At 35.1% G+C, this 15,799-nt stretch carries 18 protein-coding genes; 13 read left to right on the forward strand and 5 right to left on the reverse strand.

Annotation, left to right across the window (positions count from 1 at the left end; all coding sequences use genetic code 11):
* The first annotated feature begins 12 nt into the window (after positions 1–12).
* From BALOs_RS01270 to BALOs_RS01310, 9 genes are all read left to right on the forward strand, one after another.
* Positions 13–831 (forward strand): phosphatidate cytidylyltransferase, encoded by an 819-nt coding sequence (locus BALOs_RS01270; protein WP_115362254.1) that lies wholly within the window; start codon positions 13–15, stop codon positions 829–831.
* Positions 832–839: 8 nt separating this feature from the next.
* On the forward strand, positions 840–2,390 hold the full coding sequence (rseP, locus tag BALOs_RS01275; protein WP_120404080.1) for an RIP metalloprotease RseP: 1,551 nt from the start codon (positions 840–842) through the stop codon (positions 2,388–2,390).
* A complete protein-coding gene (locus BALOs_RS01280) occupies positions 2,390–2,983 on the forward strand; it encodes a hypothetical protein (protein WP_120404081.1) in 594 nt (197 codons plus the stop codon). Before rseP ends, BALOs_RS01280 begins: the two co-directional genes overlap by 1 nt.
* Before the next feature lie 36 nt (positions 2,984–3,019).
* Positions 3,020–3,616 carry a hypothetical protein gene (locus BALOs_RS01285; RefSeq protein WP_162929487.1) on the forward strand — a complete coding sequence of 199 codons (597 nt, stop codon included), beginning with the start codon at positions 3,020–3,022 and terminating at the stop codon, positions 3,614–3,616.
* Positions 3,609–4,370 carry a CDP-diacylglycerol--serine O-phosphatidyltransferase gene (pssA, locus tag BALOs_RS01290; protein ID WP_158536883.1) on the forward strand — a complete coding sequence of 254 codons (762 nt, stop codon included), beginning with the start codon at positions 3,609–3,611 and terminating at the stop codon, positions 4,368–4,370. Before BALOs_RS01285 ends, pssA begins: the two co-directional genes overlap by 8 nt.
* Positions 4,351–5,322, forward strand: a complete 972-nt coding sequence (locus BALOs_RS01295) for a hypothetical protein (protein ID WP_120404083.1) — start codon at positions 4,351–4,353, stop codon at positions 5,320–5,322. Before pssA ends, BALOs_RS01295 begins: the two co-directional genes overlap by 20 nt.
* Positions 5,309–6,073 carry a tRNA pseudouridine(38-40) synthase TruA gene (truA, locus tag BALOs_RS01300; RefSeq protein WP_120404084.1) on the forward strand — a complete coding sequence of 255 codons (765 nt, stop codon included), beginning with the start codon at positions 5,309–5,311 and terminating at the stop codon, positions 6,071–6,073. Before BALOs_RS01295 ends, truA begins: the two co-directional genes overlap by 14 nt.
* Before the next feature lie 111 nt (positions 6,074–6,184).
* Positions 6,185–7,465, forward strand: a complete 1,281-nt coding sequence (gene tig, locus BALOs_RS01305; RefSeq protein WP_120404085.1) for a trigger factor — start codon at positions 6,185–6,187, stop codon at positions 7,463–7,465.
* Positions 7,466–7,559: 94 nt separating this feature from the next.
* Positions 7,560–8,306 (forward strand): hypothetical protein, encoded by a 747-nt coding sequence (locus tag BALOs_RS01310; RefSeq protein WP_120404086.1) that lies wholly within the window; start codon positions 7,560–7,562, stop codon positions 8,304–8,306.
* 34 nt (positions 8,307–8,340) lie between these two features.
* Here BALOs_RS01310 and BALOs_RS01315 read toward each other — a convergent pair whose 3' ends face one another.
* From BALOs_RS01315 to hisC, 5 genes are all read right to left on the reverse strand, one after another.
* A complete protein-coding gene (locus BALOs_RS01315; RefSeq protein WP_120404087.1) occupies positions 8,341–8,991 on the reverse strand; it encodes a hypothetical protein in 651 nt (216 codons plus the stop codon).
* 131 nt (positions 8,992–9,122) lie between these two features.
* The gene (locus BALOs_RS01320) at positions 9,123–9,752 is read right to left on the reverse strand and encodes a flavin reductase family protein (RefSeq protein WP_120404088.1); all 630 of its coding nucleotides are present in this window, start codon (positions 9,750–9,752) and stop codon (positions 9,123–9,125) included.
* Positions 9,753–9,754: 2 nt separating this feature from the next.
* Positions 9,755–10,861 carry a homogentisate 1,2-dioxygenase gene (locus BALOs_RS01325; RefSeq protein WP_233500258.1) on the reverse strand — a complete coding sequence of 369 codons (1,107 nt, stop codon included), beginning with the start codon at positions 10,859–10,861 and terminating at the stop codon, positions 9,755–9,757.
* Positions 10,861–11,865 (reverse strand): fumarylacetoacetate hydrolase family protein, encoded by a 1,005-nt coding sequence (locus tag BALOs_RS01330; RefSeq protein WP_120404089.1) that lies wholly within the window; start codon positions 11,863–11,865, stop codon positions 10,861–10,863. Before BALOs_RS01330 ends, BALOs_RS01325 begins: the two co-directional genes overlap by 1 nt.
* Positions 11,862–12,995: a histidinol-phosphate transaminase gene (gene hisC, locus BALOs_RS01335; protein ID WP_115362230.1), complete on the reverse strand. Its 1,134-nt coding sequence runs from the start codon at positions 12,993–12,995 to the stop codon at positions 11,862–11,864. The genes BALOs_RS01330 and hisC overlap by 4 nt, the downstream gene beginning before the upstream one ends.
* 130 nt (positions 12,996–13,125) lie before the next feature.
* On the opposite strand from hisC, the gene BALOs_RS01340 reads away from it, so the two are divergent.
* The 4 genes from BALOs_RS01340 to BALOs_RS01355 are packed head-to-tail and all read left to right on the forward strand — an operon-like array spanning position 13,126 to position 15,775.
* Complete coding sequence (locus tag BALOs_RS01340; protein WP_120404090.1) at positions 13,126–13,536, forward strand: DUF309 domain-containing protein; 411 nt, start codon at positions 13,126–13,128, stop codon at positions 13,534–13,536.
* Positions 13,537–13,539: 3 nt separating this feature from the next.
* Positions 13,540–14,274, forward strand: a complete 735-nt coding sequence (locus BALOs_RS01345) for an EI24 domain-containing protein (RefSeq protein WP_115362226.1) — start codon at positions 13,540–13,542, stop codon at positions 14,272–14,274.
* Positions 14,255–15,187 (forward strand): hypothetical protein, encoded by a 933-nt coding sequence (locus tag BALOs_RS01350; protein ID WP_120404091.1) that lies wholly within the window; start codon positions 14,255–14,257, stop codon positions 15,185–15,187. Before BALOs_RS01345 ends, BALOs_RS01350 begins: the two co-directional genes overlap by 20 nt.
* A gap of 51 nt (positions 15,188–15,238) precedes the next feature.
* Positions 15,239–15,775 (forward strand): GNAT family N-acetyltransferase, encoded by a 537-nt coding sequence (locus BALOs_RS01355; RefSeq protein ID WP_115362221.1) that lies wholly within the window; start codon positions 15,239–15,241, stop codon positions 15,773–15,775.
* Positions 15,776–15,799 lie beyond the last annotated feature (24 nt).

Below are 15,799 nucleotides of genomic sequence, written 5' to 3' on the forward strand. Positions count from 1 at the left end.
ACGGACTTAATAATGACAAATACTCAGAAAAGAATCCTATCTGCGATAGTGATGATAGGAATTGTGGCCATTGCCTATTCAATTGGTGTTATCGGGATTGAAGTTTTACTCATCCTTGTGAGTGCCGCCTGTCTTTTTGAGTTTAGTGTTAATTTCCTTTCTTTAAAAATTGGAAGCCTTTTTTCCATCTTAAATTTCTTTATTCTAATAGGTGTTCAGTCTTGGGCAACATTGAATCCACAGATCTTTGGAAATCAGCTGATCCCTCTGGCGGGATGTTTAGTGAACATTTTACTTATGGGATATTTGTTCATTTCACCAATGGACTCCATGAGATTTGTTAAGTTTCTAAAAAGTATTTCTATAATGTCGATGGTTATCTTTTTGATTCCATTTTTGAACTTACATTCACTTCTTCATCGAGAAAATTGGCAAGGCCTTATAATCATTCTACTTATCTTTAACTTTGGAATGGATACTGGGGCCTGGTTCTTTGGTAAGAACTTTGGCCGAACAAAGTTGTGGAAAGCGGTCAGTCCTAATAAGACAATAGAAGGGCTTATTGGTGGAGCCTTAACTTCAGGTATCCTAGGAACTTTGGCCTGGTATTATTTAATTGGTAATTTTGAGGTAAAATATATACTGATCTTTTTTATTTTGGGGATTTTAAGTCAAGTTGGTGATTTAGTTCAGTCAAAATTTAAAAGACAGATTGGTGTAAAGGACAGCTCAAATTTAATACCTGGGCATGGTGGAGTTTACGATAGGATTGATAGCCTATTATTTGTCATCCCTTTTTACACCTTATTATTAAGCGATAAAATTTTATAAGGAATACCATGTTAGAAAAAGTCGTCATTTTTATTTTATTTTTAGGACCTCTTGTATTTTTTCACGAGCTGGGACACTTCTTATTTGCCAGACTTTTTGGAGTAAGAGTTGAAGTCTTTTCAATTGGCTTTGGCCCTAAATTATTTAAGTGGAAAAAAGGTGATACAGAGTACGCGTTTTCTGCAATCCCTCTGGGGGGATATGTCAAAATGTATGGGGACGATCCATTTAATAAAGATGGTGTTCCTGAAGAAGAAAGAAAATATTCATTTATTCATAAGAAAAAGTGGCAAAGATTTTGGATTGTTTTTGGTGGGCCATTAGCAAACTTTATTTTGGCATTTTTTATTTTCTTTGCATTATTTTTAACAGGAGAAAAAGTTCCTGAGATAAAGATTGGGAATGTTACGACAGAGTCAAAATTTTATAAGCTAGGCTTCAGAAGTGGAGATATTGTTAATAAAGTAAATGAGCATCGTATTACTTCTCCAAGTGATATCGTGTTAGAGAGTGATGGCCATATTCATTCGATTACAGTTAATCGTTTAGGAGAATCAAAAGATGTTTCAGTTGATATGAAGCCTGAACAGTTCTTTCAAGAGCTAGTTAACTATCCTCCGTTTTTACTTCTTCCAATAGTAAAATCAAAGAATGGCGATATTTTCTTAATTTCTAATAGCAATAAGCCTAGTACAAAATATAGCTTAGAAGAGTTATCAATTAACACACAGAAAGTTTACGTATTTCCAGTTAAAAGTATTGATAGTGAAACTAATAAACCAATATTTGATAAGAACGCTAAAGTTGTAAGAGAGATCGAAGTAAGTGGTGACTTAAAAGAATCTCTTGTCGCTAATGACTTATACCCAATGGACTTAATCATTAAGAGTGTACAAATGAAGTCTCCTGCAGACAAAGCCGGTTTATTGGCCGGTGACATTATTATAAATGTTGGAGGAGAAAGAGTTTACTCTTTTGATCGACTTAGAGGTCGAATTCAAGATACTGATGGGGCAGCGAGCTTAAAAGTAATTAGAAATGGTAAGCTTAAAGATTTTCAGATCACTCCAGAAGTGAAAACTCAAGGTGATGAAACAGTTAAGTTAATCGGTGTTTATAGTTATGGTATTTATGCTCCTGGTAGATATGTTACAACAGAGCCAATGAATTTCTTTTCTGCAATACCAAGAAGTTTCTATCGTACATGGGATGGAGTTGTTAAAACTTTTGAAGGCTTCAAGAAGTTAATTACGGCAGAGGTATCTTTAAAGAACATTGGAGGCCCTTTATCAATTGGAAAGGTTGCTTCTGACTCTTTTAATACATCAATATCGTATTTCTTTCAGTTAATGGCATTAATCTCAATTAATCTTGGAGTTATTAATTTATTTCCTATCCCTGTCTTGGATGGTGGGCATATTGTTTTTCTTATTTTAGAGGCTATAAATGGTGGGCCACTTTCACGAAGAAAGCTTGAGATCGCTCAACAATTTGGTCTTTCGGTACTTCTTCTATTAATGATTGGAGCACTGTTTAACGACTTTACTAGATTTTTCTAATGGCATACTTATTTATTGATACATCACATTTACTTCACTTTGGTCTTCTGGATGAGAACTTCTCATGGATAGAAAGTGAAGTTGTTGAAACAAAGAAGACATCAGAAATTCTGCATGCAAAAGTTCACTCTTTATTAGAAAAACACAACATAGAAATAGCTAATCTAAAAGGACTAGTCATTATTGCGGGGCCCGGTTCCTATACTGGCATGAGAGTTGGAGAAGGTTTTGCACAAATCGTTGAATTAGAAAAATTACCGGTATTTTCATTCTATAGTTCAGATATCCCCGAAATGCTCGGAGACACAGATGGGCATTGGGTTTTTCCTGCCTTTAAAAGGGAGTACTATATTCGTACAAGTGGCGAGGAAAAACTTCTAAGTGAAGAAGACTTTGGAGCGTTTGCCTCTGGTGTTGATAAGTCCCTCTTATATACTCATGGGGAAAATGAATTAAGCTCTCAATGTGCTAAGGATACTCGAGATATTCTAATCTCACGGCCACAGTCCATATTTAAGAAGGTTATTTCTGAAAAGATGAGGAAGAGACCTTATTATTTTAGACCCCTACATGTTGAATTTAAAAAGTCTTAGTATGACATGTCAGCATAATATTGGTACTTTATAAGAGTGAAAATATTTTATCTATCTAAGTCGACTATTAATTTCATAATTGTCATAGCATTTCTTCTAATGCTCTTGTTTAGCTTTTATATTTTATTAATCTATCTTTTATTAGTTAGTCTTTTTCTGTTTTTATTTCGTCGAAAATTTATTTTCTTCAAAGAGGATCAGGTTACAACTGCTGGAACGATTTACGCACCCGTTTCAGGTAAGATCTCAGAGATAAAAACGACTGATGATCAGAAGACAGAAATTTCTATAAAAATGAATCTCTTAAGTGGATATGGTATTTATTTACCAATTTCAGGCCGCTTTAATAATGTCTCTTTTAATAATAAAGAACACGGAAATAAAGTAACGATAGAAGATAGAGACAATAGAAAGATTCGTCTTTTCTTTATCAATTCTATATTTAAAAGAAATCCAGAACTCGTTGTTCTTCCAGGTGATTTAGGAAGAAGACAAGTTGATTTTGGATTTTATCCTTTTGGTGCCACCGTTAAAATGGAGTTAGACAACGTTCAATCTCTGGTTAAGCTTCATGAAAAAGTTCGTGGTGGTGAAACAATTATTGGACGCTACAATGAGGAATCACATGAATAAATATGATGCACAACCACATCGATTAACATTTTTTCTACCAAATACATTCACAGCATTAAATATGGGTTGTGGTTTTGCAGCTATCATTATGGCAACAAAGGGCCTTTATTATGGTGCTTGTATGATTCTCATCCTGGGTGCAATTTTTGATAGTGTTGATGGACGTATCGCTAGATTAACAGGGACTCAATCAGAATTTGGTGAGCAGTTTGACTCAATTAGTGATGTCATCTCTTTTGGTATGGCACCGGCCTTTATGATTTATTTTAAATATTTTCAGGATCTTGGTCGTGCGGGAATGATTATTTCTTTCCTCTATCTCCTATGTGGAGCACTTAGGCTTGCAAGATTTAATGCTAATATTAATAAAGTTCCTTCTAATTACTTTCAGGGGTTACCAATTCCTGGAGCGGCCATTGCTATAATTGGTTTTATTATGGTGACATTAGAATTCGACTTTGGAATGTATAGAAATTACTATGCAGCCGCCTATGTTGTTTTCTATGCCTTACTAATGATCTCAAATATTCCGTTTAATTCTTTTAAGAATTCTGATTATGTTAGAAAGAATCGAAGAAAGGTTCTAGCTTTAATACTTCTAATCCTTGTTATGGTCTTTATTTACGAGAAACTGATGATTTTCGTGCTCATTTCTGCTTATGTGCTTGGATGTATGGTGTATAATATATTCAGTAAAGACACAAAAGTTGAAATATTTGACTGGGAAGACAATGATGAAGAAAACGAATCTTAATCTCTATATTTTATTAATAGGATTATTATTTTCATTTAATGGTTTTGCTGAAATATCTGGCCATACCGTTTCAGGAGAGTTGGATCCTAAAGATTCTCCTTATGAAAACTCAGACTCTAGTGAACCATCTGATAATACTTCTGTACCTAATATTTTTGGTTCTGTTCCTCAACAGTATACAGAAGAGGAGCTTAAGGGTGCTCAAATGTCTGCCAAGGATAAGAAGTGGCTCGAAAGTGCTTCTGAAGAGGACTCAATTCTTTTTAAATCTCATAAGAATGAATACGCAGAATTTACGACTGAAGAAATTCTAAAAGATAGCTATCAAGCAACAAAGTCGCAGATTGGCTTCTCTTATATATATGATACGTTTGATTATTATGATAATTCAGGAACATTCGAAAATACCTTTAATAATAGCTCAGCAGAAGCTGACTCAGTCCAAGCCGGTTATTTATTTGCAAGTTATAAGCACTATTTTCAAAGAAATTATATTTCAACATTCTTTCAAGGAAATGTTGGTGTCTCTTTTAATTCGGGAAAAGGGAGCTTTAATACAGGGGCCTTATCTCAAACGACATTTAACTTATGGATTTTTCCTATCGATTTAAATCTTGGTTTAAAGATTAATCCGAGTCGCTATTTTTCTTTAACTCTGCAAGGTGGACCAACTATCGCTCCAATATGGCAAAATCGAGATGACAGAGAAGATGGTGAAGACGGAAAAGATATAAGACAAGTTGGATATGGCTTTAATGGATCTGCATCTCTTGATTTTTCTATTTATAATATATTCCCTGAGTTTGGCCTAAGCTTGAAAAAGTTTAGTGATGTATCTGATATGAGCATTAGTTTAGTGGCCAGAACAATGGAATTATCTGGATTTAAAAGAGAAGATTTTAAAGTAACTGGAACCTCTTTCGGGATAGGTTTTAACTTTGAATACTTATAAGATTACTTTTTCATATAATGGTAGCGGCTTCTTCGGTTGGCAAAAGCAAATAGATCAAAAAAGCATTCAGGGTGAAATTGAAAAAGTCGTTCAAAAAATTTCTAAATCTCAAGATATTCAGGTTGTAGGATGTGGACGAACAGATGCAGGAGTGCATGCTGTTAAACAAGTTACCCGTGTAAAAATGCCTCTGAAGATTGAAGAAGATAATTTAAAAAATGCATTAAATAGCTTATTGCCTGAAAGTATTAGAGCAAGCCATGTTGAGATGGCCCATGATGACTTTCAGCCTGTGTATGATGCAAAATCAAAAACCTATCGTTATATCTTTAGTTTAAATAAAATCTCCAATCCATTTTTAAAAGATACGGTCTCTTTTATTGGGAAGGATATTAATCTAACTAAGATGAATGAGGCATGTAAGATCTTTATTGGCAGTCATGACTTTGAGGGATTTTCCACTAAAGGAACTCCTGTTAAGACGACTATCAGAGAGATAACTAAGTGCCACATCTTTAAAGAAAATATAAATTATGGACCAGGGTTAAGTGAAGATGTTTACATCTTTGAGGTTTCTGGTAGTGGATTTCTTAAGCAAATGGTTCGACTAGTTGTGTCAGCAGTTTGGTCATATGCTGAAGGAAAGATTGAAGAGAGAGATATTCTTAATCAATTTAACAATCCGAGTGAGAATAAGATCGCTCCAACAGCACCACCACAAGGTCTTTACCTCTTTGATGTTCAGTATTAACCAATCTTATACACCTAAAACCCTGATATTCATTGACTTTTTGGCCTATTCTGGCTAATTTCGGCTATTCTTAATTATAATAATGTCGCATAGCGTAGTGAGGATTTATTCATGACTTATAAAGTAGAACAAGTTAATGACTGTACTAAGAAATTATCTTTTACATTTGATAACCTAGACCTTTCAGAGCAAATTACTGTAGCTCTTAAAGAGAAGCAAAAGTCTGTTTCAATTAAAGGTTTCAGAAAAGGTAAAGCGCCAATCGCTATGGTTGAAAAGCTATATCGTCCACAAGTTGAAGGTGATGCTCTAAATCGTTTCGTACAAAAAGAACTTTTTGAAGCAATCAATAAAGAAGATCTAAAAGTAGTTGGTTACCCTAACTTCGAAAACATGGATTACAAAGATGGAAAATCAGTTTCTTTTGATGCTGTCGTTGAAGTATTCCCAACTGTTGAACTTAAAGATTACTCAAAACTTTCTTTCACAAAAGATAAAGTAGAAGTAACAGATGCAGATATTGAAAAAGTACGTACAAACTACTTAGCTCCTAAAGCTGAAATGGTTGAAGCTGCAGAAGGTACTGCTCTTGAGAACGGACTTTTTGCTGTAATGAACTTTGAAGGTGAAAAAGCTGACGGTGAAAAACCAGAAAATATGAAAGGTGAAGAATACCTTCTAGAGATTGGCTCTGGTCAATTTATTCCAGGTTTCGAAGATCAAATGATCGGTATGAAAGCAGGTGAGAAGAAGACAATTGAACTTACTTTCCCAACTGAGTATCACGTAGAAGAACTTAAAGATGCAAAAGTTAAGTTCCATGTTGAACTTCTAGAAATTAAAGAAAGAAAACTTCCAGAGTTTACTGACGAAGTTGCAAAAGAGCTTGGTTTTGAATCTGTAGAAGATTTCCAAGTTAAAACAAGAGAAAACCTAACTAAGCAAAACGAAAGACAAGCTGCTGAAAAGTTAAATCAAGAAATCCTTGAAAAACTAATTGAAGAGAACTCTTTTGACGTTCCTTCAACAATGGTTGCTCAACAAAAAGAACACTTAAAGAACGATCTTGCTAATAACCTAAAGCAACAAGGTTTCACAGAAGATATGCTAGGTGAATACTTTGAGAAATGGGCCGGTGATCTTGATGAGAAAGCTCTTTTCCAAGTTAAGTCAGGTCTTATTCTTGAGAATCTTGCAACTAAATTTGAAATTGAATCAACTGAAGCTGACTTTGATGCAAAAATTGAAGAAAGCGCAGGTCTTTCAGGACTTACAGCTGATCAAGTAAAAGAATTCTACACAAGAGATGAGCGCATGAAAGCAAACCTTATGTATGCAATCCGTGAAGAAAAAACTTTTGCAAAACTTCATGAAGAACTAAAAATCAAATAATTAAAAAGGCCCGCTCAAAGCGGGCTTTTTTATTCCTTCTTTTAAAATCTCAAATCTCTAATATAATTATTAAATATGTTTTTTTGGAGAGTTTATGAGATCGATTATTTTTACCTTTATTTTATTATCATTAATGAGCTGTGCTCAACTCGATTACAATATCCCAACTTCTCGTCTCGATAGTCCGGAAACAACTGGTGGGCTTGGTAAGTTTGATGTTGCAATAGGTGCTGCAAGTGGATACGACGTGGATCTTGCTGAAGCTTATGACTTTGTTATTAGTGGAACGACGGCACAGGAATCAGTAACAGGGCCAGAACCCTTATTAACTTTTAAAGGGAATGTTGGACTGATGCCTCGTCTTGATATTGGACTTCAAACCTACTCTGATACATCTGATCTATTAAAGGTTAAATACCAATTTGTAGGAGGAGATCGTTCAACAAGTGGTCTTAAAGTATCTCTCCAAGGAGAGTTTGGCTTTGGCTATCATGAGGATGGAACACTAAATACAGATTCGAAATCATACACAACAGACCTTAAGGCGAAGTCATTAGGAGCTTCTTTAAATATCGGTTATCGTGTTAATTCAGAGTTGTTATTTTATTTAAATACTGTTTTTATGGAATATAAAGTTGACGGTGTTTTAAAAGATGGCGCTACCGTTGAGTATGATGGAGAACAGTCACCTGAGGTTATTCTTGTTTTACCAGGATTGAGGCTTGATTTTGATAGTGCCTACGTTCAAATAGAGTCAGGTTACTCTTTCTTGAATTCTTCATATAAAGAGAATAACTCTGATGATTTTACTTACGGATTAAGCTTAGGTTATACATTTTAAAAATAAAAAAGCCGCTGATTTCAGCGGCTATCTTTTAATCAATAATTTCATTCATTTCATAAATTACATCAAAGTCTTTTCCAGTGAAATCGGCCTTAATATTATTTTCACCTTCGCAGAAAATATTAGATGCTTGCTGTTTATACTTCTTTTGAGTATTTGGATCGATAGCATTTAAGACAAGATCTACTTTTCGACATACTTTTCCATCAATCTTAACTTTTGATACTTTTTCAATATCCATATAATTTGAACAATCACGATCATTTTGTGGAGCAGTTTCTACCGAAGAGTATGAATTGATATGGATGCTTCTCGTATCAGAGAGCCCACGCATTAATTGAATACCAAATTGACGAGTATCTTCTATATGGAATTGGCGAAAATCACCTTCAATTACATCAGAATAAAATGCTCTCGTTGAATAACCAATATTTACAAGTGCTTTATCGTTATTAATTTGTTTATTCTTTGCGGCTTCAAGCATTTGAAAACATTTATTAAAGCTTAGGTTTTCTTTAATCTTTACTTGTGAACTTCCACCTCCATTAAGAATTGAAGATAGTCCATTTCTTAAGTTTTGTGATTGAGAAGGTGATAAGTTTAAGTTTGCTGTTAAATTATCAAATAGGTCTGCTTGAGCAGATGTTGATAGGAGCATTGTTAAAATAAGTAAGTTCTTCATATTTATCCTCTTTCTAATTGTGTGTTTCTATAAAGAGAATAGCTAATAATGGGAGGTAAGTGGCTGAAATTGGAAAAATTACTAGGGGTGTAAAGAAAGTATTCAAGCCCCTAAGGGCTTGAATTTATTGTTTATTTTTGAATTTGTGCTTTCATTAAGCGCTCAATTTGAACTCTGTGATCACAGACAATCCAGTCATTTCCGGCACCACGTCCAATTGGAGCATACTTATCTTGATCAATTCGCCCTTCATCAAGAAGTTCATCTTCAACGTGAACTCTCACAACTTCACCTGTAACAAATGTTCCTGTTCCCGGAACATCACCATAACTTAGAGAGTCTCTAAACTTACATTCAAAATGTATTGGCGATTCCTTCATTCTTTTTGGAGTGACAACTTCTGAATCAAGTTCTGTTAATTTTGCAAAATCAAATTCTGATTCACCATGAGCAAGCTCAGTTGAGCAAAGATTTACCTTTTCATAATTATGTTTTGTAACAAAGTTTACGACAAACTCTTTTTGGCGAAGAATATTTTTTAATGTGTCTTTTTGCTCTCCATCGCTTGAGCGAATCATTGGAGTAAAGCCAATAATCATTGGGTTTGCACTAACAACTGTGAAGAACGAGAATGGTGCAATATTACTTGTTCCATCTTCATTTACAGTTGAAACCACAGCAATTGGCCTTGGAACGACTGATCCAATTAGTAGTTTATAGTTATCTTTAAATTCTTGTTTTGTTGTATCAAAAGTTGCCATAATTACATCCAGCTTTTCCAGTAGTCTTTATTTTCATTCTCTTCAAACCACTTAGTTGGTTTTAGAGGGTAGCGAGTATCAACCATGACAGCATACTCGTCAGTGTATAATTTATCTTCACCTGCTTTAAAGGCTTTTGGGTGTGGCCCGTGATGAACGCCTTGAGGGTGAAATGTAAGAGCTCCTGCATCGATATTATCACGAGAGAAGAAGTCTCCCTGATGATAGAAAAGGACTTCATCAAAATCGATATTAGAGTGATAGAAAGGAACTTTAAGAACCTTATGTTTCTTATCCTCAAGTGGTCTTTCTACAAATGAACAAACCACAAAGTTCTTTGCTACAAAAGTTGTGTGACCTGATGGTGGAACATGATAGCGATGACTCATGATAGGGCAGATGTCATAGATTGAAATCTTCCATGGATAGACTGATCCTTTCCATCCTTTTGCCGTAAGAGGATTAAATGGATAAGTGATGGTTGTAATTTCACCAAGCCTTTTAACTCTTACCTTATATTCTGACCAATCTTGATCAGAACCTAGTGCAGCTTCAGGCGTAAACTTCGCCGTCTGATCATAAAGTGCATTTGGCCCAAGAAGTCCACGTGAAGGCTCTTCAAATTCTGAGCGAGACTCAACTTGGAAGAATTTAGCCTCTTCAGTAATCTTTATTATATAAGTTGTACCGCGAGGAATAACGATGTAATCACCCTTAACAAAAGGTATGTGTCCATAAATTGTTTCAAAAGTTCCACTACCTTCGTGAACAAAGTAAAGTTCATCAAAGTCTGCATTTCTTAAAAAGAAGTCCAGAGACTTTGTCAGTGTTCCAAGACTTAGTTCACAATCTGTATTAGCTAAGATCGTTTGAAAGTCATCTTTAAGATCTGGATGTGAAAAAAGTGAAGGAAGATTCTTAGGTTTTAAGTCTCCCGAAATATCTGTCCAGTTAACTGGTGGTTGTGTGTGATAAAGTTGGCTGACTCGCCCAAAGAAGCCATTGCGTCCATGTTCTTCTTCATATAACCCCTCGGGGATATCAACGTGTGCCTGTTTAGTGTAGACACCACTTGCTTTAAAACTTTCCATTTTATTATCAGTTGCCATTATCTAGTACCTCTTTTAGATCCTATTTTATTGGTTAACTTTCCAATACCTTCTACTTCAAGTGTGATTTCATCCCCAGGCTTTAGCCATTTATCGATCTCAAGTCCACATCCTGTACCAACTGTACCTGAGCCAAAAAGATCACCAGATAGTACCCATTCGTCTTGAGAGACGTGAGCAATCATTTGTGCCCAACTGTAATGAGAGTCTCCAGAGAATCCTTCTGACCATTTCTCACCATTAACCGTTGCAGTCATTTTAAGATTTGGTTCTTTAAAATCAAATTCATCAAATGTTGTAATAACTGGTCCAATAACTGAACAGAAGTCTTTGCCTTTGGCCGGCCCAAGACGGACGGCCATTTCTTTCTTTTGAATATCGCGAGCTGATATATCATTTAGGATAGTGAAGCCAAAGATATAATCCTTTGCATCGTCTTCACGAATATTAATTCCATCTTTTGCGATTACCATTCCTAGTTCTAATTCATAATCGAGAATTTCTGTATAACTTGGCCAAAGAACTTCTTGTTGATGGCCAATAAAACCATGAGTTGGTCCTTTGTAGTAAGCAGGGATCTCATACCAAGCTTCTGGAATTGGCTCTTTTCTTTTTTTGAATCCAGCAGCAACATGTTTTTCATGTGCATAGAAGTCGCGATAATTTGGAATTTTATCAATAGGAGTTCTCAAATTAACATCATCAGTTTTAAAAGCAATTGGTGTACCATCTTTAAGAGTAAGATCACCTACTTTTTCTAAGAATAGATAGAGGCCATAACATTCCCCTAAGAAGTCAATTGGATCATCTTTTGTTTGAAGAATCTCTAATAGAGAAGGAGGGCAAACATGATTGGCCCTTTGCCAAAAATTAAAATAACCTTCTCTTTCATAATCACATGCCCAAACGTTGTTAGGGTCAATGACAAGACCGTCATCAGTGAGAATTCCAAGTCTTGCTTCTGGTCGATTTGATCCATGAGTTATGTACTGACAAATTTTCATACGAGATCCTTTCTAAATCTTTTGTTATATGCAGGTAGTATTCTGTCAAAAGCTTCAAAGAAGTGCTTCATCTCATCCTTCGTTCCAATACTGATGCGTACGAATTCTGGCATTTCATTGGCCACAAGTTTTCTTATAATAACACCTTCATTAAGGAGTTCCTCAAACATAAAGTCACTTGCTTCACTACTGCCTGTTTTAATTGTGACAAAATTTGTTATGGACTTAATAGGAGAGAAGTCCCTCTCTTCTAAAAAGCTCATTAGTTCATCATATCTTTTTCTATTATTTCTAAGTGTACGATCTAGGTGTGGTTGATCCTCAAGTGCGCCAACTGCTCCAAGTTGTCCAATTAAATTAGGTTCAAATGGAAGCTTAACTCTAGAAAGATAGCCTATTAACTCTGCATGGCCAAAACCGTATCCGACGCGAATTCCTGATAGGCCATAGGCTTTAGAAAAAGTTCTTAAAGTAAGAACGTTATCATATCGGTAATTCATTGAGTCTGGGTAATCTTCTTGATCTTGAGCAAATTCAAAGTAGGCTTCATCAAGTATTACGAGAACATGTGGAGGTACGTACTCCATTAGATAATCAAATTCTTCTTTTGTAATATAAGTTCCAGTTGGATTATTGGGATTTGCAATATAGATGACTTTCGTTTTATCGGTAATATTTTTAGCTAATGCCTTTACGTCAAAGCGATAGTCTTCAGTGAGTGGAACTTTATTAAGTTTTGCTCCCACACTTCGTGCAAGAATATAAAAACCAATGAAAGTATTATCACATGTTAAGACTTCATCATCCGGTCTTAGGAAAGCTCGAGCAATATAGGCCATAATACCTTCAGAGCCATTACCTAAAATAATATTTTCAAGTTTTAAATCGTATATATCTGCCAGTTTGGATTTTAAAGCATATGCATGCATATCTGGATAGCGATGAAGATCCCAGAGTCCTCTTGTCATTTCACGAATAGCAAATGGAGATGGCCCAAGTGGATTTTCGTTTGAGGCAAGTTTTGAAACTCTTGTTAGTCCTTTCTCTCTTACAACTTCATCAATAGGTTTACCTGCTTGGTAAACTTGTAAGTTTTTTAAATATTCTGGGACAAGGTCTTTGCGGTGCATGTTGCTCCCTATTCTTCTAAGTAATTTAAATTGATATTAACCTGAGTGATTCTAACTTCTTTAGTGCTAATTGAATAGTTTTGACCGGTGCATCATGTACTTAGGATTAGGATGATTTAGACTATCATTTATGACGAAATATCACTTTGGACAATTTACCCCTGAACATCTAGAGCTTATTCAAGAAGGTTTAGAATTATATAACACTGGGCACTATTGGATGTGCCATGAAGTTATTGAAGATCTATGGATGGATGCAATGGGAGATAATGCTCGTTATGTTTATTGGGTAGTTATTCAACTAGCTACGTCACTCTATCACCATGAGGATGACAACCTTAATGGAGCAAGTGGGATGGTTAATAAAGCAAAAGGTAAAATTGACTTCATCGAAAAAAATCACGTGGAGTCAGATATAATGGATAAATATTTAGACTGGCAAAGGCTTAAGAGAATAGTAAAGAAGATTCCACATTCTCCAAAGCTTACAGACTTTAAAGAGTTAAAGTCTTTTAAATTTCCATTAAAACAAGGTGTATAAAAAATGGTAAGTAAAATTCCATATTTCTTTTTTCGCTCAATGAATATTTTAAAATCAGATAAGAAGATGATTCTTATTGCATTATGTCCGGTAATAATTGGCTTTGCTCTCTATTACTTTTTAGGACAATACGCATTTAATGAAGTCTCAACATGGGGTCATGGTTATATTAATGAAAAGTATCCAGATCAAGGATGGGTGAGTACTGTCTTTTCTGGTGTGTTGATTGTCTTATTAGGCGTTATTATTAATTGGACTTTTTTCCTTGTTATCTCTTTTATCGCCTCTCCATTTAATGACATGTTAAGTGCAAGAGTTGAAGTTATATATAATCTTCAAAAAAAAGAGTCAGACACTCTTGTTGCTACATTTAAAAGATTACCTAGCATTCTTTTAAACGAAGTAAAGAAAGTAGGAGTCATTGTTATTTTATCAGTGATAAACATCGCGTTTGGATTTGTTTTCCCACCAGTTACTTTTATTTTAGGTGGATTAATCTTAGCAATTTCTTTTATCGACTACTCATGGGCAAGACATGAGCTTAGAGTCTCAGAATGCATTAGAGATGTAAGAAAAGGCTTTCTCCCTTATTTACTTGGTGGAGTTTGTTTTATGTTTCTTATTTCGATCCCTCTTTTAAATCTATTTTTCTTACCTCTGGCAGTTGTCTTTTTTACTGTTATCTTTTGTGAGTTAAGAATAAATAAGCAGGCAAGTAATGAAGAAGTTTCTTCTTAGGGTTACAGGAGATGCAACAGAGTTCGCCTCTGTTTTACCTGTAGTACAAGCGATATTGAATGAGAATGAAGATAATCAAGTGGCCATCGTTTACAATGATGGGCTTGAATTAGAAGACTTTTGGTTACCTTCTCGTTGTTGGGCCTATCCAATATCTAAAAAGGAAACAGAATCAATGTTTGCTGCACATAAATTTGCTGCAAATCTTCACGATATTTTTAATACTGATTACTATATCGACTTTATTAGCGATATGTATTCTGCATTCTTAGGTTTGGCCTTTAGAGCAAATATAAAAATAGGATTACAAGGTGGCCCAAAGAGCTTTTTCTATCAGGTCTCACTTCCTGAGTTCTCAGGAGAATTTCTTGATGAAAAAAAAGTTAGCAGTTTAAATGCTGTCGAAGGTGACTTTAATAACCCTGCAATCGATAATTCTTTCACTCATCAAAATATAAGAAATATATTTATCTCTTTTCCACATAAAATGGATGTAGCATTCATTGAAAAAATTAATTTTATCGCAGAATGTTTACCTACGATAAAACTACATGGTTACATATCCCCACAAAGCGTGGATATCTATGATGCCGTTAAAGTTCATGGAGCAATAAGCCTTTTTAGTGAGTCTTCAAATGTTTTAGCCTGTCGAATCGATGAGTTTGATGGAGTTATAACTGATAATCTGGCCATCGCTCAAATGTCTCGAAACCGAGGTCAGTTAGCATTTCTTATTTGTGACGAAGATGATGAACTACCACAGTGGAAGTACATGCCTGAGTCAATTGGTCGACTTAATTTTAGCGGAAGCTCTCTTCTTTCATACGGTATAAGTGAGACGATCTCATTGAAAGCTTTTCCTGATTTAGAAGATTATATCTTAAATTATCAGTCACTTAGGCTCGTTCCTTAAGCACAAAGGCCCAACGTTGCGGGCCAGTGGGAAAGTTGATAAAATAAACCTATGGCGGCCGCAAAAGATCATACATTTGCACCATTTGAAATCCTTCCTGTCGAGGTTGATGATATCAAATCACTGGCCCGCATTTATGTTGATTGCTTTTGGGAAAATTACAAAGGCATTCTTTCAAAAGAATATCTCTACTCACTTAAATACTCCGACGTTCAACAAGCTTGGGAAAGAAAAATTCCAAGACGCCCAACAGAGGGGGGGACACTTGTCTTTCATGGCCCTGATGGTGATGTTGCTGGATTTATCGATTATGGACCAGCGAGAGAGCATGAGCATGGTATCCCTGGTGAAATTTATGATTTTTATATTTTAAAAAAATATCAAAAGTCAGGAATGGGTAAACAGTTATTTGAAGCAGTTGTGAAAGATTTTAAAAACCGTGGTTATGATTGCTTTTATCTTTGTACATTTAAAGAGAATCCTTCAAAAGGTTTTTTTATCAATAACGGTGCTAAGTTGTTGAAAGAGTCTCCATTTGAGTTCAACGGGGAAGTTTACCAAGAAGAGTATTTTTACTTTGAAATATAAAAAAAGGCCTCTTTAAAGAGGCCT

The organism is Halobacteriovorax sp. BALOs_7 (assembly GCF_003612895.1).
GTDB classification, from domain to species: domain Bacteria; phylum Bdellovibrionota; class Bacteriovoracia; order Bacteriovoracales; family Bacteriovoracaceae; genus Halobacteriovorax_A; species Halobacteriovorax_A vibrionivorans.